Raw genomic sequence first — 24,088 nt, 5'->3', positions numbered from 1 at the left:
CCTTCGTACCTTCTCCCTGCCCGCCGCAGCTGACGGCGGGCGCGTGCACCAACCCATAAAACAACAAGAAGGGCCGCTCCATGATTCCACGCATCCACCGCTCGGCACCCGCCGAACACCTCCCTTGCCCGCAACGCTCCGGCGCCCGCGGCTGACTGCCGTTCACTCCTCATTACTTACAGGCAAGGGACAACCACCATGCTCAAACAAGGCGTACTCCGCTGGCCCCAGATCGCCGGGCTCGGCATTTCACTGGTCATCGCCGGGCAGTTCTCCGGCTGGAACTACGGCCTCGCCAGCAGCGGCTGGGCCAACATGCTCGTCGCCACCCTGCTGATGGCCGTGCTCTGCGGCGGCCTGGCGCTGTGCGTGTGCGAACTCTCCACCGCGCGGCCCCATGCCGGCGGCGTGTTCGCCTACGCGCAGCTGGCCTTCGGGCCTTTCGTCGGCTACCTGGTTGGCGCGGCCTGTGCGCTGGCGCTGACCATCGGCACCGGCGCGGCCGCCAACTTCCTCGCCGCCTACATGGAGTCGGTGTTCGGCTTCGGCGGCTGGCCGGTGCGCATCGGCCTGTTCGCGGTAATCATCGGCATTCACATCGTCGGCGTCGGCGAGGCCCTCGGGCTGACCCTGCTGGCCGGCGCCGTGGCGGCCATCGCGCTGCTGGCCTTTGGTGGCGCCATGCTGCCCCACGTACACTGGGAAAACCTGCTGGCCACTACCGGCAGCCCGCTGCCCAACGCCGCCAGCGCGCTGCCGGGCGTGAGCGTCGCTGGCGTTTTCGCCTGCGTGCCCTTCGCCATCTGGATGTTCATCTGCCTGGAGCAGGTCGCCTCCGCCGCCGAGGAAGCCGCCGAGCCGGGCCGCAGCATGCCGCGCGGGATCATCGCCGCCGTCGCTACCCTGCTGCTGACCGCCCTGACCGTGGTGATCAGCGCGCCGGGCGCAGCCGGTGTGGAAGTGGTCGGCAATGCGGGCGACCCGCTGTACGCCGCCATGACCCACGGCGGGCTCTACGGCGAGCGTGACTGGCTGCCGCTGCTGGTCGGTTCCGGTGCCGTGTGCGGCCTGCTGGCGACCTTCTTCTCGGTGGTGTTCTCCGCCTCCCGCCAGCTGTTCGCCCTGGCCCGTGACGGTTTCTTCCCCGCCGCCCTGGCCCGCACCAACCGCCGTGGCTCGCCTTACGTCGCCCTGCTGGTGCTGACCGTGATCGGCCTGCCGCTGACCCTGGTGCCGCCGGAAAAACTCCTGCTGTGCATCGTCCTGCTGCTGGGCAGCTGCCACCTGGTGCTGTTCGCCGCCTACCTGCGCCTGCACCGCACCCAGCCCGGCCTGGTGCGCCCGTTCCGCCTGCGCGGCGGCCCGCTCGTGGCCAGCGTCGGCATGCTGCTGACGCTGGTGGTGATCGCCGCCTGCTTCCAGCTCGAAGTGGCGATGCTCAGCGCCCTGGCCCTGGTGGTCGCCGCCCTCATCCTCAACTACCTGCTGCGCGCCGCATCCCGCGCCGGCAAGCCCCTGGAGAATGCCGATAATGTCTGAACCCACCCTGCTGCAACGCCGCCACCAGGTCATGGGCGATGCCTCGCCGCTGTTCTACGACGAGCCGCTGGAGCTGGTGAAAGGCGACGGCGTCTGGCTCATCGACGCCGCCGGCAAGCGCTACCTGGACTGCTACAACAACGTGCCCTGCGTCGGCCATTGCCACCCCAGGGTGGTGGCGGCCATGGCCGAACAGGCGGCGACGCTGAACATCCACACCCGTTACCTCAACGAGCGCGTGGTGCGCTACGCCGAGAGCCTCACCGCGACCTTCGCAGAGCCCCTCGACAGCCTGATGTTCACCTGCACCGGCAGCGAGGCCAACGAGCTGGCCCTGCGCATCGCGCGCTTCGCCACCGGCAACAAGGGCGTGATCGTCAGCGACTACAACTACCACGGCAACACCACCAGCCTGGCGGCAGTGACCACCGCGCTGCCCAGCTCCGAGCCGTTCTCCGCCCACGCGCGGGCCGTGCCGATCCCCTGCCTCTACCATGCCGACGGCACGCCCGAGCAAATCGCCGAGCGTTACGTGGCCAAGGTCGCCGAAGCCATCACCGAGCTGCAGGCAGCCGGCGTAGGCCTGGCGGCCATGCTGATCGACACCCTGTTCGCCAACGAAGGCATCCCGCGCCTGCCGGCCGGCTACCTGGAGCGCGTGGCGAAGCTGGTGCGCGATGCCGGCGGCCTGCTGATCACCGACGAGGTGCAATCGGGCTTCGCCCGCACTGGCGACCACATGTGGGGCCACCAGTCGCACCCGCTGGTGCCAGACATCGTCACCCTCGGCAAACCCATGGGCAACGGCTTCCCCCTGGCGGGCGTGGTAACCACCCGCGAGCGCGTGGAGACCTTCGGCCGCAGCAACATGTACTTCAACACCTTCGGCGGCTCGCCGGTGGCCGCGGCCGTCGGCCAGGCTGTGCTGGACGTGATCACCGAGCAGGACCTGCAAGGCAACGCCCGGCGCCAGGGTGCCAAGCTCAGCGCCGAGCTGCACCGCCTCGCCGAGCGCCACTCGGTCATCGGCGACGTCCGCGGCCAGGGCCTGTTCTTCGCCGTGGAGCTGGTGCGCGACCGCGCCAGCCGCGAGCCGGCCGGGCTCGAAGCGCGGCGCATCGTCAACCGCATGCGCCAGCGTGGCGTGCTGATCAGCAAGATCGGCGGCGACGACAACATCCTCAAGATTCGCCCGCCACTGGTGTTCGAGGCCGAGCACGGCGAGCTGTTCATCGACACCCTGGACCAGGTCCTGAGCGAACTCTGAGGAGCCACCATGAACGACTTTTCCAAGGCTGGTTTCGCAGAGCTTGATCACGACCAGCAGATCGCCTGCCTGCGCGACCTGGCGCTGGACGCGCTACGCCACTGGGACGGCGATTTTGTCGGCCTGGAACTGCTCAAGTACCGCGAGAACGCAGTGTTCTGCGCCACCCGCAGCGACGGCACGCGCAGCGCCCTGCGCGTGCACCGCGGCGGCTACCACAGCGAAGCGGCGCTGCGCTCGGAGCTGACCTGGATGGAGCAGCTGGCCGCCGGCGGTATCGGCGTGCCCAGCATCATCCGCACCCGCAGCGGCGAGCACCTGGCCGAGGTGCGCAGCACCGCGCTGGAAGAATCGCGCTTCGTCGACATGCTCGGCTGGCTGTCCGGCAGCACCCTGGGCTCCGCCGAGCAGGGCCTGAGCGCAGATGGCGATATCGACGCGCTGTTCCACCAGGCCGGCGCGGTGGCCGCGCGCATCCACCTGAATTCGGCGCAGTGGCGTCAGCCCAACGAGTTCACCCGGCATGCCTGGGATGAAGAAGGCCTGGTGGGCGCCAACCCGTTCTGGGGGCATTTCTGGGAGCTGGACCTGCTCAGCACCGAGCAGCGCGAACTGCTCCAGCGGGCACGCCAGGAAGCCCGCCTGGACCTGCGCCGCTACGGCCGCAGCCTGGGCAACTTCGGCATGATCCACGCGGACCTGGTGCCGGAGAACCTGCTGCTCGAAGGCGGCGAACTGCAGCTGATCGACTTCGACGATGCCGGCTTCGGCTGGCACATGTTCGAGCTGGCCACCGCGCTGTACTTCTGCCTGGACGACCCCCGCCTGGCGCAGATCCAGGCGGCGCTGCTGGCCGGCTACGACTCGGTCAAGCCACTGTCCGAAGACGACCGCGCCGCGCTGCCGCTGTTCCTCGCCCTGCGCGGCACCACCTACCTGGGCTGGGTGCATACCCGACGCAACAGCGCAACCGCCCGGGAACTGGCGCCCATGCTGATCGAGCGTGCCTGTACACTGGCCGCCGCCTACCTCGCCGGCCGCTGAAACTGGCAGAGCGCCGCAACACCCTGGCGCGCAGGCACAAGCCTGCGCGCCAGCACTGACCGATACTCGGCGCACAACCGAGGTGCCCCGCAATGACCGGCATCGCCCGCCACCAGGCAACCGACTCTGATGAACTGGCCTGCGCCCTCGCCGGCTGGAGCCAGGACTACACCCAGCTCGGCCACGGCCGCCTGCAGGCGGAGCTGCTGCATGTGCAACTGCCCGACGCCTCGCTGATCTACGAACACTCCAACCTGCACCTGCACGAGAACATGGCGCCGCCCACCGGCCACCTGGTGATCGGCATCCCGCTGCGCGCCAGTGCCGATTCGCGCTTCAACGGCCAGGCCCTGCACGACGACACCCTGCTGGTGCTCGAAGGCGGCCGCGAGCTGGAAATCTGCGCCGCCGGGGAAATCCACATGCTCGGCCTTACCTTCAGCCAGCCGCAGCTGGAACGTCTGCTAGGCGCCGAGGAACGTGAGCTGTTCGAGCGCGCGCTGCAGCAGCGGCGCCTGGAGCTTTCCCCTACCGGCGCCGGCGACCTGCGCCGCAGCCTGTGCGACGCCCTCGCCGCCTTCGAAGGCGAGCCGTGGCGGGTGGACGACCCGCAACAGGCCGGGCATGCCGTGGCCCTGGTGCTCAGCCACGTACTGCAGGCGCTGGAGGAAATCCTCCCCGGCAATGACCGCGAAGGCGCGCCGCGCTCACTGCAGCAGCATCGCCGCCTGGTGCTGGCGGCCATCGAACGCATGCAGGCCGACCTCTCCGAACCGCTGTCGCTGCTGGAACTGAGCCAGAGCCTGAACACCAGCCAGCGCACCCTGCAGTACTGCTTCCGGCAGATCTGCCAGAGCACGCCGCAGCAGTTCTTCCTCAGCCTGCGCCTGGCCGAGGCGCGCCGCCGGCTCAAGCAGGAGCCGCAGCAGAGCATCACCCACCTGGCGCTGGACCTGGGATTTGCCAGTTCCAGCCATTTCTCGGCTCTCTACAAACGCCTTTACGCCGAGCAACCGTCGGTAATTTCCCGCGCACGCTGAAGTCCGAGCCGCGTGTAGGAGCGGGCCATGCCCGCGATCGCGCGCATGGCGCGCTCCTACAGGGGACCGCGCGAGCCCAAAAAAGCCCAGCGTCCATCTGGCAACCACACCCAATCACTTGGCAGACAGGAGCAACGGCACAGGGCCAGCCCTTACTTAGCATCGGCAGAAGTCACATCCCCTCAATCGACAATAACGAAACGGATGCCTTCACCATGACCCACGCCGCCGTGCTGCGCCCCACCCTGCTCGCCCTGCTCATCGCCGGGGCCAGTTCCGCCAGCGCCTACGAGCTGTACGCGACCGACGACACGCACCTGAACGCCGATCTCTCGGCGACCTTCGGGCTGTTCCACAGCCAGGAACGCTACAACATGACCGGCACCCTGGACGAGGGCTCGTCGTCCTGGCAGGAAGGCTTCATCAAGTACGGCCTGAGCGGCGACCAGAAGCTGGGCGGCGCGGGCACCGCCTACGGCGCCTTCAACCTGCTCAGCTCCGGCACCTGGGGCGACGGCGACGCCGCGGGCTTCAGCGACGGTTCCGAGCGCACCACCAAGATCGAGGACGCCTATGCCGGCTGGCGCTCGGCCGGGCTGTTCCCGGTGCTGGGCGAGGATGGCATCGACCTGTCCTTCGGTCGCCAGAACATCGTGGTCGGCGATGGCTTCCTGATCGACGGCGACGCCCTGAACATGGGCAAGGGCCTGGCCGACGGCGAATACAACCGTGGCGGCGGCTACTACCTGGCGGCGCGCCGCGACTTCGACGAAACCGCCGTGCTGCGCATAGGCGGCAAGGAAGGCTGGCGCGGCGACCTGATGCGCCTGAAGTCGGACAACCGCGCCCAGGCCAACTCCGAGCTGTATGTCGCCACCCTCGAACACGTCGCCCCGGAAGCCACCTTCGGCCTGACCTACATCGACGTCACCGACGTGGACGAGCGCTACGCCTCGCCCATCCAGCTCGACCGCAAGGACATGAAGACCTACAGCCTGCGCGGCACCGGCAATGCCGGCGTGGAGAACCTGTTCCTCTCCGGTGAATACGCCTGGCAGGACAAGCGCGACGCCCAGTACACCGACGACACCGCCAACGCCTGGTACCTGGAAGCCGGCTGGACCTTCTCCGACGTCGCCTGGAAACCCTACGTCAGCTACCGCTTCAGCCGCTTCTCCGAAGGCTACGACACCCTCTTCTACGGCTTCAGCCGTGGCTTCGGCACCTGGTTCCAGGGCGAGGTGGCGGGCAACTACTCCGGCCCGTTCAACAACAACACGCGCGTACACAACGTTGGCGCCAGGGTCACCCCGCTGGAGAATCTCTCCATCGGCGCGCAGTACTTCGACTTCCACACCCTGGACACCGACCTGGGCAACACCGACGGTCGCGAACTGGACCTCTACGCCGAGTGGGCGATCAACGAGCACCTGGTGATCATCCCGCTGGTGGGCCTGTACCAGCCGAAGAAGAGCGCAGCCGAAGGCGGCACCCAGATCGGCAACGACAACAGCAACCTCTACAGCCAGTTGCTGTTCTCCACCACGTTCTGATCCAGGGATTCGAAGCATAAGGAAAGCCCGCCATGCCCAGCCTCCTGACGTCCATCCAGGGCCGTATCACCTGGCTGGCGGGCCTCTGCCTGATCCTCGTCGCCAGCGTCCTGATCGGCCTTTCGCTGTACCAGGCGCGGCAGGACAGCCGTACCATCCAGCACGACAGCGGCGAACTGTTCGCCGTTGCCGCGCGGCACAACCTGGAAACCCAGGGCCAGGTGCAAGCCCTGCTGATCCGCGAGCGCCTGCAGAACAACCTGCTGCTCGGTGAAGGCTTGCTGCGCACCGTGCAGAGCCTGCGCGCGCAACAGCACCAGGGCGGCCTCGACCCCGCCGCGCTGCGCACCGCCCTCAATCATTCGATGGCCGATACCCTCGGCGCACACCCGGAGCTGCTCGGCCTGTTCCTGGTGTTCCAGCCCGATGCGCTGGACGCCGCCGACAGCCAGTTCGCCGCCCGCGAAGACCTGGGCAGCAACGAGACCGGCCGTTTCGCCCTCTACCTGCTGCAGAACGGCGGGCAAACCCAGCGGGTGATCGGCACCGAGCAGGTTCTTGGCGATACCACGCCCGGCCCCAGCGGCCAGCCCTACAACGCCTTCTTCACCTGCTCCACCGGGCACGCCCGCCCCTGCGTGCTCGACCCGTATTTCGACGATGCCTCCGGCCAGCGCCGGCTGGTCACCAGCGTCACCCTGCCACTGCTGGAGAACGGCAAGGCCATCGCCGCCGTGGGCTTCGACATCGATCTGGCGGCGCTGCAGCAAAGCAGCGCGGAAGGCGGCCGCAGCCTGTTCGACGGCCAGGGCCGCATCCGCATCCTCAGCCCCAACGGCCTGATCGCAGGCGACAGTGGCGACGCCTCGAAGCTGGGGCAGAAGTTCGCAGACAAAACCGTGCTCGCCGAGATTGTGGCCGGGCGCTCGCAGTCGTTTGATGACGGTGCATCCATCAGCGTGCTGCACAGCCTCGCGCCGGTGCCGGACGCCGCGCCCTGGGGCATCCTGCTCAGCGTGCCGCGCGCGGTGATGCTCGCCCCGGCGGAACGCCTCAAGGGCACGCTGGATGACCTGCGCTGGAAAAGCACCGCGCTGGAAACCGGCGTAGGCATCGCCGCCGGGCTGCTCGGCATGCTGCTGGTGGCGCTCACCGCGCTCGGCATCAGCCGGCCGATCCTGCGCCTGGCACGGATGCTGGAAGATATCGCCGACGGAGAAGGCGACCTCACCCGCCGCCTCGATTACCCGCGCCGCGACGAACTGGGCCGGCTGGCCACCGCCTTCAACCGCTTCCTCGACAAGTTGCAGCCGAGCATCGCCGCCGTGCAGTCGGCGTCCCGCGAGGCGCACTCCACCGCCGACCGCTCGGCGCAGATCGCCCGGCAGACCAGCGACGGCATGCAGCAACAGTTCCGCGAGATCGACATGGTCGCCACGGCACTCCAGGAAATGTCCGCCACCGCCCAGGATTCCGCCCGCAGCGCCGCCCGCGCCGCCGAAGCCGCGCGCACCGCGGAGCAGGCCTGCGACGATGGCTTCCGCACTCTGGACGCCACCAACAGCGGTATCGACCTGCTGGCCGCCGGGATGAACCAGGCGATGGCCGAGTTGCAGCAGCTGGCGGCGAGCAACGAGCAGATCGGCTCGATCCTCGAAGTCATCTGCGGCATCGCCGCGCAGACCAACCTGCTCGCCCTCAACGCCGCCATCGAAGCGGCGCGCGCGGGCGACGCCGGGCGCGGTTTTGCCGTGGTCGCGGACGAAGTACGCGGGCTGGCCCGGCGCACCCAGGAATCGGTGGAAGAGATTCGCGAAGTGATCGAGAACCTGCAGGCGCGCGGCCAGTCAGTGACCAGCGCGATGCAGGGCAGCTTTGCCCAGGCGCAGGGCAACGTCGATCAGGCGCGCCAGGCCATCGACGCCCTGCGCCGGATCGGCGCAGCGGTGAACCTGATCAGCGAAATGAATCTGCAGATCGCCAGCGCGGCGGAGGAACAGAGCAGCGTCGCCGAGGAGATCAACCGCAACATCGCCGGCATCCGCGACGTCACCCAGACCATTTCCGATCACGCGCAGCAGGCCGCCAGCGCCAGTCGCTCACTGAACGACCTGGCCAGCCGGCAGCAGGGACTGGTGGAGCAGTTCCGCGCCTGAGTCAGACCTTGCTGCACATCGGGGTCTGGCGCAGGTACTTGACGGTGTGCTGCTCGCCCTTGGAGTCCAGGTAGACCATGGTGGCCTGGCTGACTTCGCAGCGTTCGTTGGGTTGCGAGATGCTCAGTACCTTGGCCACGTCGAGCGGCATGCCGTAGTGGTACACGGCAGCATCGTCGGCGAAAGCGCTGAAGGACAGCAGCAAGGCGGGGATGGCGAAGAGTGCGCTAAGGGTGGATTTCATGGCAGGAACCTCAGGGATCACGCGGGTCGCGTCGATCGTGGCCCACAGCCATAAATCTAGCCGAGCGGGCGCTCGGGACACAGCGCGACGTCGACAATGAATTTCTGCAGATTGCGCAACAATGACGACTCCCGAGCCGACTTGCCGTGTGATTGTCACGCTTGCTGTTGGCTGATTGGCAGCATTCGAACCCTCGAAGCGTTTGCGGCCAGCGCGTTCTCCCGCAAGAATGAACGCCATCGATCGGATCGGGAGGCGCCATGAAGCGCGTGGCCATGCTGCTGTTCCCCGGCGTGCAGGCGCTGGATGTTTCCGGCCCGCTGGACGTGTTCGCCGAGGCCAATGCCTTCGTCCCTGCCGGCCAGGGCTACCAGGTGCTGACCCTCGCCGCTCCGCCCTTCCCTTTGCGCGCTTCCAACGGCCAACTGCTGGGTGCCGACTTCAGTCTCGATCAAGGTCACGGCGCCGCCGACATCCTTCTGGTGCCAGGCGGGCCGCAATTGCCGGAAGAATCGCCCGCGCCCGAGCTGCTCGACTGGCTGCGTGCGGCCTGCGCCCTGGCGCCGCGCTACGGCTCGATCTGCACCGGCGCATTTCTGCTCGGCCATGCCGGGCTGCTCGACGGCAAGCACGTGACGACCCACTGGAGCGATGCGCGGCGGCTGGCCGCGCTGTTCCCGCTGGCGTTGGTCGAGCCCGATCGGATTCACGTGCGCGACGGCGCGCTGGTGACCTCGGCGGGCGTGACTGCCGGTATCGACCTGGCACTGGCCCTGGTCGCCGAGGACCATGGCGCGGCGGTAGCGCTGTCGGTGGCCAAGCGGCTGCTGGTGGTGGCGCAGCGTCAGGGCGGGCAGTCGCAATTCAGCCCCTTCCTGCAGGCGCCGGCCGATGAAGGCTCGCCGGTGGCGCGCATCCAGCGCTACGTGCAGGAAAACCTCGACCAGCCGCTGGGTGTGCCGCAACTGGCCGCCGAAGTGGCGATGAGCCCGCGCAGCTTCGCCCGCGTGTTCGTCCGCGAGGCAGGCGTGACGCCGGCCGAGTTCGTCCAGCGCGCCCGCATCGACGCCGCTCGTGGATTGCTGGAAGGCAGCGATCTGGCGCTGAAAGTGATCGCCTGGCGCTGCGGCTTCGGCAGCGCGGCGCGCATGCGCCTGGTGTTCGCCCAGCGCCTGGGCGTCACGCCAACGCAGTATCGCGAGCAGTTCCGCCGCGAGGGTTGATCCTCCACGCCAAAGTGTCCGGCGTGCCTCGTCGTAGGATGGCGTGGAGCCCAGCAATACCCATCAATTCGACGCACGATCAGCATGGGTATCGCTGCGCTCCACCCATCCTACCCATGCGCTCACTGATAGCTCCTGCGCGGGCTCAGATCGGCGGCGCCGAGCGCAACATCACCGACTTTAGCGCGAAGGCCGACTTGATCCCCGCCACGCCGGGAATCTGCGTCAGCGTATTGGTGAGGAACAGCTGGTACGCCGACAGGTCCTTAACCACCACCCGCAGCATGTAGTCGGCGTCGCCGGTCATCTGGAAGCAGCTCATCACCTGCGGCGCCTGGACGATGCGTTCTTCGAACCGGGCGAGGTAGTCGCCGGTCTGTTTTTCCAGGGACACCGAGACGAACACGCTCATGCCGCCGGACAGGCGCTCCTCGTCGAGGCGCGCGAAATAACCCTGGATGTACTGCTCTTCCTCCAGGCGGCGCACCCGGCGCAGGGTCGGGGTCAGCGAGAGGCCGATGTTCTGCGCCAGATCGCGCCAGGACAGGCGGCCATCGTCGGCCAGGGCGCGGAGGATTTTCAGGTCGGTGCGGTCAAGATCAGCCATTTTCCCTCGTACTACGGAGCGTTGTTTTTATAGTTCAAACACACTAATCCCGAAGCTTATAGCTAGTCAATTTGGAGCAAAAAACCAACCGGTCACACCTATACTGAAACCACAACTACAACAACCGAGGACCTCACCATGAGTGATGTCACCCCCCGCCACGCGACCCCGCGCGGCACCCGCACCGTAGCCCTACCCGGCCGGGTGCGCCCGCCAGGCATGGCCTCTTCCGTCTGCTGATCCACACCCACGATCACAACTGGAGACCGACCATGACCGACTACGCTCCGCTCCGCCTGCACGTCCCCGAGCCCACCGGACGCCCGGGCTGCAAGACCGACTTCTCCTACCTGCACCTGTCGCCCGCCGGCGAGGTGCGCAAGCCCGACATCGACGTGGAACCCGCGCAGACCACCGACCTGGCCTTCAGCCTGGTGCGCGTGCTCGACGAGAGCGGCAACGCCGTCGGCCCCTGGGCTCCGGACCTGAGCCACGAGCAACTGCTGCGCGGCATGCGCCTGATGCTCAAGACGCGCATCTTCGACGCGCGCATGCTCACCGCCCAGCGCCAGAAGAAGATGTCCTTCTACATGCAGTGCCTGGGTGAAGAGGCTATCGCCACCGCCCATACCATGGCCCTGCGCGAAGGTGACATGACCTTCCCGACCTACCGTCAGCAAGGCATCCTGATCACCCGCGACTACCCGCTCAAGGACATGATCTGCCAGCTGCTCTCCAACGAGCAGGACCCGCTCAAGGGCCGCCAGCTGCCGATCATGTACTCCAGCCGGGAGAAGGGTTTCTTCTCCATCTCCGGCAACCTCGCCACCCAGTTCATCCAGGCCGTCGGCTGGGGCATGGCCTCGGCGATCAAGGGCGACACCAAGATCTCGTCCGCCTGGATCGGTGACGGCGCCACCGCCGAATCCGACTTCCACACCGCCCTCACCTTCGCCCACGTCTACCGCGCGCCGGTGATCCTCAACGTGGTCAACAACCAGTGGGCGATTTCCACCTTCCAGGCCATCGCCGGCGGTGAAGGCACCACCTTCGCCAACCGTGGCGTGGGCTGCGGCATCGCCTCGCTGCGGGTGGATGGCAACGACTTCCTCGCCGTCTACGCCGCCTCGCAATGGGCCGCCGAGCGCGCCCGCCGTGGCCATGGCCCGAGCCTGATCGAGTGGGTCACTTATCGCGCGGGCCCGCACTCCACGTCGGACGATCCATCCAAGTACCGCCCCGCCGACGACTGGACCAACTTCCCGCTGGGCGATCCCATCGCCCGCCTCAAGCAGCACCTGATCGGCCTCGGCATCTGGTCCGAGGAACAGCAGGAAGCGCTGAAGAAGGAACTGGAAGCCGAAGTGATCGCCGCGCAGAAGGAAGCCGAACGCCACGGCTCGCTGGTGGACGGCCATGTGTTCAGCGCCGCCAACCTGTTCGACGACGTCTACAAGGACCTGCCGGAACACCTGCGCCGGCAGCGCCAGGAGCTCGGGGTATGAATGCCATGAACCAGCAACACGAGAACGCCCAGGCGGTCACCAGCATGACCATGATCCAGGCGCTGCGCTCGGCCATGGACGTGATGCTCGAACGCGACGACAACGTCGTGGTGTTCGGCCAGGACGTCGGCTACTTCGGCGGCGTGTTCCGTTGCACCGAAGGCCTGCAGAAGAAGTACGGCACCTCGCGGGTGTTCGACGCGCCGATCTCCGAGAGCGGCATCATCGGCGCCGCGGTCGGCATGGGCGCCTACGGCCTGCGCCCGGTGGTGGAAATCCAGTTCGCCGACTATGTCTACCCGGCCACCGACCAGTTGGTCTCGGAAGCCGCGCGCATCCGCTACCGCTCGGTCAACGACTTCACCGTCCCCATGGTCGTGCGCATGCCCTGCGGCGGCGGCATCTACGGCGGGCAGACCCACAGCCAGAGCCCGGAGGCGATGTTCACCCAGGTCTGCGGCCTGCGCACTGTCATGCCGTCCAACCCGTACGACGCCAAGGGCCTGCTGATCGCCTGCATCGAGAACGACGACCCGGTGATCTTCCTCGAACCCAAGCGCCTGTATAACGGCCCGTTCGACGGCCACCACGACCGCCCGGTGACGCCCTGGTCCAAGCACCCGGCCAGCCAGGTGCCGGAGGGTTACTACAGCGTGCCGCTGGACAAGGCGGCCATCGCCCGCCCCGGCTCCGAACTGACCGTGCTGACCTACGGCACCACCGTCTACGTGGCCCAGACCGCCGCCGAGGAAACCGGCATCGATGCCGAGATCATCGACCTGCGCAGCCTCTGGCCGCTGGACCTGGACACCATCGTCGAGTCGGTGAAGAAGACCGGCCGCTGCGTCATCGTCCACGAGGCCACCCGCACCTGTGGCTACGGCGCCGAGTTGATGTCGCTGGTCCAGGAAAACTGCTTCCACCACCTCGAAGCCCCCATTGCGCGCGTGACCGGCTGGGACACTCCCTACCCGCACGCCCAGGAATGGGACTACTTCCCGGGGCCCGCGCGCGTCGGCGCGGCCTTCAAGCGCGCCATGGAGGTCTGAATGGGCACTCACGTCATCAAGATGCCGGACATCGGCGAAGGTATCGCCGAGGTCGAGCTGGTGGAGTGGCATGTCCAGGTCGGCGACGAGGTCCATGAGGACCAGCTGCTGGCGGAAGTCATGACCGACAAGGCCACCGTGGAAATCCCCTCGCCGGTGGCCGGCAAGATCATCGCCCTGGGCGGCGTGCCCGGCCAGGTGATGGCTGTGGGCGGCGAGCTGATCCGCCTGGAAGTGGAAGGCCACGGCAACCACCGTGAAGCCGCACAACCCAAGGCCCACGAAGAAGCGCCGGCCAAGCCGGAAGCCAAGCCGGCTCCCGCGGCCGAGGCACCCAAGCCGGCACCGCGCGTCGAGAGCAAGCCTGTCGCCCCGGCTGCGCGCCCTGCTCCATCGCCGGCCCCGCGCCGCGCACCGGGCGAGAAGCCGCTGGCCTCGCCGGCAGTGCGCCAGCGTGCCCGCGATCTGGGCGTGGAGCTGCAGTTCGTCCAGGGCAGCGGCCCGGCCGGGCGCATCCTGCGCGAAGACCTGGAGCACTTCCTGGAGCACGGCGGCGCGACCATCGCCTCCGGCTATGCCGCGCGCCACGACGAACACCAGATCCCGGTGATCGGCCTGCGCCGCAAGATCGCGCAGAAGATGGCCGAGGCCAAACGGCGCATCCCGCACTTCAGCTATGTCGAGGAAATCGACGTCACTGACCTCGAAGCGCTGCGCGTGCACCTCAATGCCAAGCACGCGGCGGCACGCGGCAAACTGACCCTGCTGCCGTTCATTGCCCGCGCCATGGTCGTCGCTCTGCGCGACTTCCCGCAACTCAACGCGCGCTATGACGACGAAGCCGACGTGATCACCCGCTACGGCGCGGTGCATCTGGGCGTCGCGACCCAGAGCGACAACGGGCTGATGGTGCCGGTGCTGCGCAACTCCGAATCCCGCGACCTGTGGGGCAATGCCGCGGAAGTGGCACGCCTGGCCGAAGCCGCGCGCCATGGCAAGGCCAGCCGCGAGGAGCTCTCCGGCTCGACCATCACCCTGAGCAGCCTCGGCGCACTGGGCGGCATCGTCAGCACGCCGGTGATCAACTACCCGGAAGTGGCCATCGTCGGCGTCAACCGCATGGTCGAGCGGCCCATGGTGGTCAACGGTCAGGTGGTCGTGCGCAAGATGATGAACCTGTCCTCGTCCTTCGATCACCGGGTGGTCGACGGCATGGACGCGGCGGCCTTCATCCAGGCCGTACGCGCCCTGCTCGAACATCCCGCCACCCTGTTCATCGATTGACGGAAGCCGCTGACATGAAACAGAACCAGACTCTCGAAACCACCCTGCTGGTGATCGGTGGCGGCCCCGGCGGCTACGTCGCGGCGATCCGCGCCGGCCAGCTGGGCATCCGCACCGTGCTGGTGGAAGGCGCCGCCCTGGGCGGCACTTGCCTGAACATCGGCTGCATCCCGTCCAAGGCGCTGATCCACGCCGCCGAGGAGTACCTCAAGGCCCGCGAGTTCGCCGGCAAGTCGCCGCTGGGCATCAGCGTGCAGGCGCCGAGCATCGATATCCAGCGCACCGTGGAATGGAAGGACGGCATCGTCGACCGCCTGACCACCGGCGTCGCCGCGCTGCTGAAGAAGCACGGCGTCACCGTGGTCAGCGGCTGGGCGAAGATCGTCGACGGCAAGACCGTCGAGGTCGACCTTGCCGAAGGCGGCACCCAGCACATCCACACCGAGCACCTGCTGCTGGCGGCCGGTTCGAAATCCGTGGAACTGCCCTTCCTGCCGGTGGGTGGCAATGTCATCTCCTCCACCGAAGCACTGGCGCCGAAGACACTGCCCAAGCGCCTGGCGGTGGTGGGCGGCGGCTACATCGGCCTGGAACTGGGCATCGCGTACCGCAAGCTCGGCGTGGAAGTCACGGTGGTGGAAGCGCAGCCGCGCATCCTGCCAACCTATGACGAGGAACTGACCAGGCCGGTGACCCATTCCCTGCGCAAGCTGGGCATCGAGCTGTACCTGGGCCACAGCGTGATGGGCCTGGAGCCGGACGGCAAAGGCCTGCGCGTGCAGGACGGCGCCGGTTCCCAGCGGGTGATCGAGACCGACCAGGTGCTGGTCGCCGTCGGCCGCCACCCCAACACCGCCGGCTGGAACCTCGACACCCTGCGCCTGGACATGAACGGCCGCGCCGTGCAGATCGACGAGCAGTGCCGCACCTCCATGCGCGATGTCTGGGCCATCGGCGACATCGCCGGCGAGCCCATGCTGGCGCACCGCGCCATGGCCCAGGGCGAAATGGTCGCGGAAATCATCGCCGGCAAGCGCCGCGCCTTCACCCCCACGGCGATCCCGGCGGTGTGCTTCACCGACCCGGAAGTGGTGGTGGTCGGGCTGTCGCCGGAACAGGCCCAGGCCGCCGGCTATGAGGTGTTGACCGCAAGCTTCCCGTTCGCCGCCAACGGCCGCGCCATGACCCTGGAGTCCAGCGACGGCTTCGTCCGGGTGGTGGCACGCAAGGACAACCACCTGATCCTCGGCTGGCAGGCCGTGGGCAAGGCGGTCTCGGAGCTGTCCACGGCCTTCGTGCAGTCGCTGGAAATGGCCGCCTGCCTGGAAGACATCGCCGGCACCATCCACGCCCACCCGACCCTCGGCGAAGCGGTGCAGGAAGCAGCGCTGCGCGCGCTGGGGCATGCCTTGCACGTCTGAAGCCGCCGCTCTCCAATTCTCCAGGCTTCCCCCTCCGACCCGCCGATTGGCGGGTCTTTTTTTGCCGGGAGGGCTTTTCTTTCGTAGGGCGCATAACCCGGAACGGCATATCCGCCGTTGACCAGGCGGCGGATAACGCTGCGCGTTATGCGCCCTACGTCGAACGCTCATGCAGGAACGGGCCATGCCCGCGAACGGCGGACAACGTCCGCCCCTACGCTCCGTGGTCGATCACCGCACGGATTGTCGTTCTGCTTCCGCCGCCACTCATGCGCATCTCACGAGAGATCGACGCCATTGAGGCCAATTAAACGGCTTCAACCCGTCAGATCGCTACAAAACCCACCACTCTATCGCCACATTGACCAAATTAACTATTTGGTACATTTTTCTCCTACAGGCCATTCCCCACTCGGCCATACAAAAACAACGGAGCCACCCTCATGCCCCATACCCTGCTCGTGCTCAACGGGCCGAACCTGAACCTGCTCGGCACCCGCGAGCCCGCCACCTACGGCCACGAGACCCTCGACGACATCGCTGCCCTCTGCCAGCGCACCGGCGCCGAGCACGGCCTGGAAATCGAGTTCCGCCAGACCAACCACGAAGGCCAGCTGATCGACTGGATCCACCAGGCGCGCGGCCGCTGCTCCGGCATCCTGATCAACCCCGCCGCCTGGACACACACCTCGGTAGCCATCCGCGATGCGCTCGCCGCCGTGGAGCTGCCGGTGGTCGAAGTGCACCTGTCCAACGTGCACAAGCGCGAGGAGTTCCGCCATCACTCGTTCGTCTCCGCCATCGCCGTGGGCGTCATCGCTGGCCTGGGCAGCGACGGCTACCGCGCCGGCATTCAGCACTTCGCCAAGTTGCTGAAGGGGTGAGCGCCATGACCGAATACCGCACCGTGCTGGCCGGCCTGATCGGCGCCGGCATCCAGGCGTCGCGCACACCCGCCCTGCACGAGCGCGAGGGCGACGCGCAGGGACTGCGCTACCTCTACCGGCTGATCGACCTGGACGCCCTCGGCGTCGATGCCGGCGCCCTGCCCGACCTGCTCGCCGCCGCCGAGCGCATGGGCTACACCGGGCTAAACATCACCTTCCCCTGCAAGCAGGCAGTGATCCCGCTGCTGCACGAGCTGTCCGACGAGGCGCGCGGCATCGGCGCGGTGAATACCGTGGTGCTCCGCGATGGCAGGCGCATCGGTCACAACACCGATTGCCTGGGCTTTGCCGAAGGTTTCCGGCGCAACCTCAGCGACGCACCGCGCGAACGCGTGGTGCAACTGGGCGCTGGCGGCGCAGGCGCTGCAGTGGCCCATGCACTGCTCAGCGAAGGCGTGCAGCAACTGACGATCTTCGAAGTGGATTCGGCCCGCGCCCAGGCGCTGGTGGACAATCTCAACGCCCATTTCGGCGGCCAGCGCGCGCGGGTCGGTCACGACCTGGCCGGCGCCGTCAGCGAGGCGGACGGGCTGGTCAACACCACGCCGGTGGGCATGGCCAAGCTGCCCGGCGCGCCGCTGCCGCTGGAGCTGCTGCACGCGGGCCTGTGGGTGGCGGAGATCATCTACTTCCCGCTGGAGACCGCGCTGCTCCGGCATGCCCGCAGCCTTGGCTGCCGCACGCTGGATGGCGGCAACATGGCGGTGTTCCAGGCAGTGAAGGCGTTCGAGTTGTTCAGTGGCGTCGAAGCGGACAGCGAGCGGATGCTGGCGCATTTCAGCGCGATGTAATCGGGCCATGGCGCGGTACCCGCGATGGGTATCGCTTCGCTCCACGCCATCCTACGCAGGTGTACGCCGGCAATAATGGGCAGTGCCCCAACCTGTAGGAGCGGGCCATGCCCGCGATCCGCCGGCAGGGGCGGCGCTGGAATGGCACAAAGTTAGCGGGTGAATCGCCACGCGCCGGATGCAGTCGCGGGCATGGCCCGCTCCTACAGTTTCAGCCCTGCCTAGGGCCGCACGTAGCGCAACACCGCCTCGATGATCATGTCCTTGTGCCGCGCCTTGATCGCCGGGTCTTCCAGCTCGACCTGGAACAGCGACCCCACCGTATGGCGGTTGGACACCCGATAGAAACAGAACCCACTGATCAGCATGTGCACGTCGATGGCCTGCAGGCCGGCGCGGAATGCACCACTGGCCGCGCCGCGCTGGAGGATGTCCTCGATGGTGCGCAGGATGTTGCTGTTCATCGAGCGGATCGCCTCGGAGCCGGAGGCGAACTGGCCGTAGTGGATGTTCTCGATGCTGACGATACGCACGAAATCGACGTTGCGGTCATGGTGGTCGAAGGTGAAATCGACCAGCCGGCGCATGGCCTCCAGCGGTTCCAGCTCGGCCAGGTGCAGCGACTGCTCGGTACCGCGGATGTCACCGTAGAGCTTCTCCAGCACCGCCTGGTAGAGCTGCTCCTTGCTGCCGAAGTAGTAATAGATCATCCGCTTCGAGGTGTTCATGCGCTCGGCGATGGCATCCACCCGCGCGCCGGAGAGCCCCTGCTGGACGAACTCGACGATGGCCGCCTGGAGGATGTCCTCGCGGGTCTTCTCCGGGTTGTTCTTGCGACCCCGGCGGGCGGTTTCGGCGGGAATCGGCTGGGTGGCGCTGTCGGTCATGGCTCTGCATCGTCAGGCAGGCGCCAGGGGCGCCTGCTGTGGTGAAGGGGTGCGCGGATTATGCGCGCCCCCGCACCCTTCAGGCAAAGCGCGGCGGCTCAGACCTTGGGGCGGCGCGTGGTGCCGTTGCGCGCCTGGGCCATGGCCGCCAGGCGCACGGCGACGTTGGCCGCGCCATAGCCGGCATAGCCGCCGCGACGCTGGATGATCTCGAAGAAGAAGCGCTCCTCGAAGGGTTCGGTATACACGTGGAACAGCTCGCCGCCGCTGGCGTCGCGGTCGTAGAGGACGTTGAAGTAGGCCAGCTCGCTGAGGAACTCGTCGTCGAAGTCGAAGCGCGCGGCAAGATCATCGTAGTAGTTGAGCGGGATTTCCAGCAGAGGTACTCCGGCGTCCTTCGCCCGCGCCACCTCGGCGAAGATGTCTTCGCAGGCGAAGGCGATGTGATGGACGCCGGAGCCGCGATAACTGGACAGCGCATGGGAGATCGCCGTGTTGCGGTTCTCCGAGATGTTCAGCGGCAACCGCACACTGCCGTTGGCGCTGCGCAGGGCGCGGCTCTTGACCAGGCCGTAGGGATCGGGCAGCACCACTTCGTCGTCGGCCTCGAAGTCGAACAGGCCCTTGTAGAACAACACCCAGCTGTCCAGCCCGTCCGCCGGCAACGCCATGGCCATATGATCGATACGCTGCAGCTTGCCGCTGGGCTGGGCGTCAGGATCGAGGCGGAAGTCGATGTCATAGATGGTCTGTCCGGCTGCACGTTCTTCGACCAGATAGATCAGGCTGCCGTCCGGTGCGCGCACGGCGGGAATCTCGCGCTCATTGGGCCCGACCAGCCCGCGATACGGCTGACCCTTGTAGTCCTGTGCACGCTCCAGTGCACTGGCGGCGTCACGCACGCGCAAGGCGGTGGCACACAGCGACGGGCCGTGGGCCTCGAAGAAGCTGTGCCCGAAGGAATAGGGCTCGGCATTGAGCACGATATTGATATCGCCCTGGCGCAGCAGGCTCACCGCCTTGGAGCGGTGCTCGCCTGCGCGGGCGAAACCCAGGCGCTCAAGCCAGTTGCCCAGGCGCGCGCCGAGGGCTTCGTCGACGGCGAACTCGAGGAACTCCACGCCATCCAGTTGGCTGGCCGGCGGCGGCGCGAACAGGCAGTCGAGCTGCTCCTTCGGCGTACCCTCGCTCTCCAGTCGCGCGCGGGTCTTCTCTTCGAGATAGAGCAGCGAGCGCAGTCCGTCCGCAGCATTGGCGCGCGGCGGCGCGGCGCGGAAGCCGTCGTTGAAGATTTCCAGCGACAGCGGGCCGCGATAACCACTCTTGAGGATCGGCGCGAGGAAGCCCGCCAGGTCGAACTCGCCCTGGCCGGGGAAGTTGCGGAAGTGCCGGCTCCACTCCAGCACGTCCATGGCCAGGACCGGCGCGTCGGCCATCTGCACGAAGAAGATCTTCTCCCCCGGAATCTGCGCGATGCCCGCCGGGTCACCCTTCAGCGAGAGGGTGTGGAAGCTGTCGAGGATCACGCCCAGCGCTGGGTGATCGACCTCGCGCACCATGTCCCAGACCTGCTGCCAGGTGTTCACATGGCGGCCCCAGGCCAGGGCTTCGTAGCCCACGCGCAGGCCACGGGCGCCGGCCCGCTCGGCGGCCAGGCCGAGGTCTTCGAGGAGGAATTCGCGCTCGCCCAGGGAGTCGGCGGCAACGTTGCTGCACATCAGCACCAGATCGGTGCCCAGTTCCTGCATCAGGTCGAACTTGCGCTCCAGGCGGTCGAGGTTGCGCGGCAGCCTGTCGCGGCGGCAGCCCTCGAAGTCGCGGAACGGCTGGAACAGGGTGATCGCCAGCCCCAGATCGGCGCAGACCCGGCGCACGTCGCGCGGGCTGCCGCCGTAATACAGGAGATCGTTCTCGAAGATCTCCACGCCATCAAAACCGGCGGCGGCGATGGCTTCGAGTTTGTCTGGCAGGGTTCCGCTCAAGGAAACGGTGGCGATCGAACGTTGCATTTCTTTGACTCCTGCCGGATGTGCTGAGGGGCTTGTTGGAATCGGTCTCCGGCTGAGTCTGATTATTCTGGCGGTCCGGGTTGCCGGCAATTTAAAGTGTACTAACTGGTTAGTTTTGTGTTCGATTACCGAACCAAAGGCCGTTTATCGAATTGACGCTGTTCCGGCCGCTGCTCAAGATTTAGCCACGTCGACGCAATCCGGCTGCTCCCCCGGCACTGCCTTAACCCGGGAACGCATTCCAGCCGCTGCGAGATGGCCTGCGTGTCATCCATAACAATTTCAAGAACGGGTAAATGCTCATGTACATCCCCCACCCTCGCCTCGCCGCCTCCATCCCCCATCCGCAAACCGTCCTGGCCCGCCTGATGCCAGGCCTGTGCTGTCTGCTCGGGCGCCACCGCGCGCATTGATTTTCGCCAGCCACCGCACGTCTTTCCTGATGCCCACGCCGATCAACGGTGGAGCACGCGGGACGCCTGCGGCACGACAATAATTCCCGAGGCTGCGCGTCAGCCCGATTACGGATGGCCCCGATCATGATCCATACGCAATCCGCTCCCCTTGCTGCGGTCGCCCCGCACGGTTCCTCCTTCTTCGGCAAGGTGCGTGGCGCCATGGCCGTCGGCAAGGTGCGCTGGGGCATGCTCGCCCTGGTGTTCTTCGCCACCACCCTGAACTACATCGACCGCGCCGCGCTGGGCGTGATGCAGCCGGTGCTCGCCGAGAAAATGGCCTGGACGGCCATGGACTACGCCAACATCAACTTCTGGTTCCAGGTCGGCTACGCCATCGGCTTCGTGCTGCAGGGCCGGCTGATCGACCGCATCGGCGTGAAACGCGCGTTCTTCTTCGCCGTGCTGCTGTGGAGCTTCGCCACCGGCGCCCACGGCCTGGCCAGCTCGGCGGCCGGCTTCATGGTCTGCCGCTTCATCCTCGGCCTGACCGAGGCGGCCAATTACCCCGCCTGCGTGAAGACCACGCGCCTGTGGTTCCCCGCCGGCGAGCGGGCCATGGCCACCGGCATCTTCAACGCCGGCACCAATGTCGGCGCCATGGTCACCCCCGCGCTGCTGCCGCTGATCCTCGCGGCCTGGGGCTGGCAGGCGGCGTTCCTGTGCATGAGCGCACTGGGCTTCGTCTGGGTGGTGCTGTGGAGCCTGAAGTACTTCAACCCCGAAGAACACCCGACGGTGAAGCAGAGCGAGCTGGACTACATCCAGGAAGCCGACGAGCCGCCAGCCGAGCGCGTGCCCTTCTCCGCCATCCTGCGCATGCGTGGCACCTGGGCCTTTGCCCTGGCCTACTCGCTGACCGCGCCGGTGTTCTGGTTCTACCTCTACTGGCTGCCGCCGTTCCTCAACCAGCAGTACGGCCTGGGCATCAGCGTCACCCAGATGGGCATCCCGCTGATGCTGATCTGGCTGACCGCTGACTTCGGCAGCATCGGTGGCGGCATCCTCTCGTCCTGGCTGATCGGTCGTGGCATGAACTCCATCCATGCGCGCCTGCTGTCGATGTTCATCTGCGCCTGCGCCATCATCGGCGTGATCTTCGCCGCCAAGGCCAGCGGCCTGTGGGTCGCGGTGGCCGCCATCGCCCTGGGCGTCGGCGCGCACCAGGCCTGGACGGCGAACATCTGGAGCCTGGTGATGGACTACACGCCCAAGCACCTGATGAGCACGGTATTCGGCTTTGGCGGCATGTTCGCGGCGATTGGCGGCATGTTCATGACCCAGATCGTCGGCTACATCCTCACCGCGACCCACAACAACTACGCGATCCTCTTCACCATCATCCCGACCATGTACTTCCTGGCCCTGGCCTGGATGTTCTTCATGGCCCCGCGCAAGGTGCCCGGCGCTGCGACCTGACCCTACAGGTCGAGGCTGCGACGAAGAACCCCGCCAATCGGCGGGGTTCTTCGTTATCGGCTCACTGCTTCAGCGGTGTCAGCACCGGGGCCTTCTCGTCCAGCAGCATCCACACCAGCAGCTTGGCCGGCTTCTCGTTGCTGGCGTTGCGCGAGACCAGGTGCGGCGTGTTCGGCGCCTCGTACCAGGACTGGCCAGCCTGGTAGGTCACCGGTTTCTGCCCCTCCAGCTGGGAGATCACCGCGCCTTCGAGCACGTAGGCGAACACCGAGCCGCTGTGCACATGGGCCCCGGAAGACTGACCGGGCGCATAGGAGACCGTAATCATCAGCCCCTTCTTGCCCGCCGCGTCGGGGAGCTTGTGCTCCTGCTGGACTTCGATCTTTTCCTGGGTGGCGTCGTGGGCGAAGAGCGGCAGGCCCAGGGCCAGGCCGAGGCCGGCAAGGAGGCATTTCAGGGAAGTGGTGGCAGGCATGGCGGCATTCTCGGCAGCGGGAAGATGAGTCCACGCTACGCCCGCCGCTGGCGAGGGCCAACAGCCAATTTGGGAGAAGATCGGGGTGCCATTGGTGGTTCAGTACCACAACGGGTTCGCGGGCATGGCCCGCTCCTGCAACAGCACGCGCGCCCTGCAGGATCGGGCCATGCCCGCGATCTGACCGCGCACCGGCCACAAAAAAGCCCCGCACGCAGGCAGGGCTTTCGCGGCGCAGCAGCAGAGTCAGCCCAGCAGCGCACTCAGGTCGAGCAGCCCATCCTTGCGCGGCGGGCACCAGTAGTAGCCGCCGGTGAGCGGCCGGCTGAAGCGGTACAGCGCGTCGGTGATACCGTCTTCCAGCCCGCTCATGCGCCGCAGTTGCACTTCGAAGGCATCCAGGGTGCAGCCGAAGGCCAGGAACATCAGCCCGGCGTCCTGACCCTGGGTCCAGGGCATGGAGCGGCGCACGATGAAAGCTTCCGGCTCGAAGCTCTCCTGGGCGGTGCGCTTGACGTGGGCGGACTCCGGCGCGTCGTCCAGTTCCTCGTTGTCGCTCAGGCGGCGACCCATGATGTCGTCGCGCTCGTGCTGCGGCAGTGCGGCGAAGTCCTGAAGCTGGTGGCGCCATTGCTGGATCGCGGCGAAGCTGCCGCCGGCGAGGCCCGCAGCGCCTTCAACGATGGCGGCGGCGATGGCATCGTCGTCCTGCGGATTTTCGGTGCCGTCCTCGTAGCCTGTCAGGTCGTGGCCGCTGCCATGGCGGAAGGCCTCGGTCAGGCTGCCCAGCTCCAGCGCCGGCGCCAGCAGGGACTGGACTTCCTGGGTGCGCAGAAGCAGTTCGCCACGCTCTTCACCACGTAGCCAGACCCACAGGGCATGCGGGGTTGACGGGTTGTCGACGCCCACGCCGGAGATCGCCGGAAATTCGCGCAGCCCGTCGATGCGGCGGCCCAGCGCACGCACCAGCGACTCGCCGAAGCCGACCACCGCGCGCTCGCCATCGGCAAACTGCATCAAGCGATCCAGCGCGGCGGGCAGATCCTGCAGCGACTTCAGATCGAAGAACAGGTGGCGGGCGTGGGCGGGAACCGGGGTGGCGAGAATGCCGGGCTGGTAAAGGCTCATGACAGCGTCCTTGAACGAAAGAGCGGCGATTCTAATCGCGCCGCG

General features: G+C 67.2%; 20 protein-coding genes and 1 pseudogene. 15 read left to right on the top strand and 6 right to left on the bottom strand.

The window, feature by feature from the left end; genetic code table 11:
* Positions 1-198 precede the first annotated feature (198 nt).
* From IB273_RS04585 to IB273_RS31840, 7 genes and pseudogenes are all read left to right on the top strand, one after another.
* Positions 199-1,539, top strand: coding sequence for an amino acid permease (locus IB273_RS04585; protein ID WP_192223368.1), 1,341 nt, complete (start codon positions 199-201; stop codon positions 1,537-1,539).
* Positions 1,532-2,806, top strand: coding sequence for an aspartate aminotransferase family protein (locus tag IB273_RS04580; RefSeq protein WP_192223367.1), 1,275 nt, complete (start codon positions 1,532-1,534; stop codon positions 2,804-2,806). The genes IB273_RS04585 and IB273_RS04580 overlap by 8 nt, the downstream gene beginning before the upstream one ends.
* A gap of 9 nt (positions 2,807-2,815) precedes the next feature.
* Entirely contained in the window at positions 2,816-3,850 is a 1,035-nt protein-coding gene (locus tag IB273_RS04575; protein ID WP_192223366.1) for a phosphotransferase enzyme family protein, read from the top strand.
* A gap of 92 nt (positions 3,851-3,942) precedes the next feature.
* Complete coding sequence (locus IB273_RS04570; RefSeq protein WP_192223365.1) at positions 3,943-4,890, top strand: helix-turn-helix domain-containing protein; 948 nt, start codon at positions 3,943-3,945, stop codon at positions 4,888-4,890.
* Positions 4,891-5,105: 215 nt separating this feature from the next.
* The gene (locus IB273_RS04565) at positions 5,106-6,443 is read left to right on the top strand and encodes a hypothetical protein (protein WP_192223364.1); all 1,338 of its coding nucleotides are present in this window, start codon (positions 5,106-5,108) and stop codon (positions 6,441-6,443) included.
* A 32-nt stretch (positions 6,444-6,475) separates the two neighbouring features.
* Positions 6,476-7,741, top strand: a pseudogene (locus tag IB273_RS31845) (HAMP domain-containing protein); the annotation flags it as partial.
* A 102-nt stretch (positions 7,742-7,843) separates the two neighbouring features.
* Positions 7,844-8,599 carry a methyl-accepting chemotaxis protein gene (locus IB273_RS31840; protein WP_412548067.1) on the top strand — a complete coding sequence of 252 codons (756 nt, stop codon included), beginning with the start codon at positions 7,844-7,846 and terminating at the stop codon, positions 8,597-8,599.
* A 1-nt stretch (position 8,600) separates the two neighbouring features.
* Here IB273_RS31840 and IB273_RS04555 read toward each other — a convergent pair whose 3' ends face one another.
* Positions 8,601-8,843 (bottom strand): DUF2790 domain-containing protein, encoded by a 243-nt coding sequence (locus tag IB273_RS04555; RefSeq protein WP_081519782.1) that lies wholly within the window; start codon positions 8,841-8,843, stop codon positions 8,601-8,603.
* Between the two features lie 260 nt (positions 8,844-9,103).
* Between IB273_RS04555 and IB273_RS04550 the strand changes: the two genes are divergently transcribed.
* Positions 9,104-10,066, top strand: coding sequence for a GlxA family transcriptional regulator (locus tag IB273_RS04550; protein WP_192223362.1), 963 nt, complete (start codon positions 9,104-9,106; stop codon positions 10,064-10,066).
* Between the two features lie 145 nt (positions 10,067-10,211).
* Here the strand turns inward: IB273_RS04550 and IB273_RS04545 are convergent, their stop codons facing one another.
* Positions 10,212-10,673 carry an Lrp/AsnC family transcriptional regulator gene (locus tag IB273_RS04545; RefSeq protein ID WP_015477328.1) on the bottom strand — a complete coding sequence of 154 codons (462 nt, stop codon included), beginning with the start codon at positions 10,671-10,673 and terminating at the stop codon, positions 10,212-10,214.
* Positions 10,674-10,945: 272 nt separating this feature from the next.
* Here IB273_RS04545 and IB273_RS04540 point away from each other — a divergent pair, with 272 nt between their 5' ends.
* The 6 genes from IB273_RS04540 to IB273_RS04515 all read left to right on the top strand — a co-directional run bounded on the left by IB273_RS04540 (position 10,946) and on the right by IB273_RS04515 (position 17,670).
* Positions 10,946-12,178: a 3-methyl-2-oxobutanoate dehydrogenase (2-methylpropanoyl-transferring) subunit alpha gene (locus tag IB273_RS04540; protein ID WP_192223361.1), complete on the top strand. Its 1,233-nt coding sequence runs from the start codon at positions 10,946-10,948 to the stop codon at positions 12,176-12,178.
* Positions 12,175-13,227, top strand: coding sequence for an alpha-ketoacid dehydrogenase subunit beta (locus tag IB273_RS04535; RefSeq protein WP_081519779.1), 1,053 nt, complete (start codon positions 12,175-12,177; stop codon positions 13,225-13,227). The genes IB273_RS04540 and IB273_RS04535 overlap by 4 nt, the downstream gene beginning before the upstream one ends.
* Positions 13,228-14,511 carry a dihydrolipoamide acetyltransferase family protein gene (locus IB273_RS04530; protein ID WP_081519778.1) on the top strand — a complete coding sequence of 428 codons (1,284 nt, stop codon included), beginning with the start codon at positions 13,228-13,230 and terminating at the stop codon, positions 14,509-14,511.
* Positions 14,512-14,525: 14 nt separating this feature from the next.
* Positions 14,526-15,932: a dihydrolipoyl dehydrogenase gene (gene lpdA / locus IB273_RS04525; protein WP_192223360.1), complete on the top strand. Its 1,407-nt coding sequence runs from the start codon at positions 14,526-14,528 to the stop codon at positions 15,930-15,932.
* Between the two features lie 443 nt (positions 15,933-16,375).
* On the top strand, positions 16,376-16,816 hold the full coding sequence (gene aroQ, locus IB273_RS04520) for a type II 3-dehydroquinate dehydratase (RefSeq protein ID WP_081519776.1): 441 nt from the start codon (positions 16,376-16,378) through the stop codon (positions 16,814-16,816).
* Between the two features lie 5 nt (positions 16,817-16,821).
* On the top strand, positions 16,822-17,670 hold the full coding sequence (locus IB273_RS04515) for a shikimate dehydrogenase (protein ID WP_192223359.1): 849 nt from the start codon (positions 16,822-16,824) through the stop codon (positions 17,668-17,670).
* Positions 17,671-17,891: 221 nt separating this feature from the next.
* Here IB273_RS04515 and IB273_RS04510 read toward each other — a convergent pair whose 3' ends face one another.
* Both IB273_RS04510 and quiC read right to left on the bottom strand, forming a co-directional pair.
* Positions 17,892-18,557: a TetR/AcrR family transcriptional regulator gene (locus IB273_RS04510; RefSeq protein ID WP_081519774.1), complete on the bottom strand. Its 666-nt coding sequence runs from the start codon at positions 18,555-18,557 to the stop codon at positions 17,892-17,894.
* Between the two features lie 98 nt (positions 18,558-18,655).
* Positions 18,656-20,566: a 3-dehydroshikimate dehydratase QuiC gene (gene quiC / locus IB273_RS04505; protein ID WP_192223358.1), complete on the bottom strand. Its 1,911-nt coding sequence runs from the start codon at positions 20,564-20,566 to the stop codon at positions 18,656-18,658.
* Positions 20,567-21,105: 539 nt separating this feature from the next.
* Between quiC and IB273_RS04500 the strand changes: the two genes are divergently transcribed.
* A complete protein-coding gene (locus IB273_RS04500; protein WP_151186998.1) occupies positions 21,106-22,440 on the top strand; it encodes an MFS transporter in 1,335 nt (444 codons plus the stop codon).
* Between the two features lie 61 nt (positions 22,441-22,501).
* Here the strand turns inward: IB273_RS04500 and IB273_RS04495 are convergent, their stop codons facing one another.
* Positions 22,502-22,915, bottom strand: coding sequence for a cupin domain-containing protein (locus tag IB273_RS04495; protein WP_192210697.1), 414 nt, complete (start codon positions 22,913-22,915; stop codon positions 22,502-22,504).
* 246 nt (positions 22,916-23,161) lie between these two features.
* Positions 23,162-24,043 (bottom strand): Dyp-type peroxidase, encoded by an 882-nt coding sequence (locus IB273_RS04490; RefSeq protein ID WP_151186996.1) that lies wholly within the window; start codon positions 24,041-24,043, stop codon positions 23,162-23,164.
* Positions 24,044-24,088 lie beyond the last annotated feature (45 nt).

Origin of the sequence: Pseudomonas sp. PDM19, from assembly GCF_014852215.1 — a bacterium.
Lineage (GTDB): Bacteria > Pseudomonadota > Gammaproteobacteria > Pseudomonadales > Pseudomonadaceae > Pseudomonas.
The sequence above is the reverse complement of the archived record's forward strand: the minus strand, read 5'-3'. Positions and strand labels throughout refer to the sequence as shown.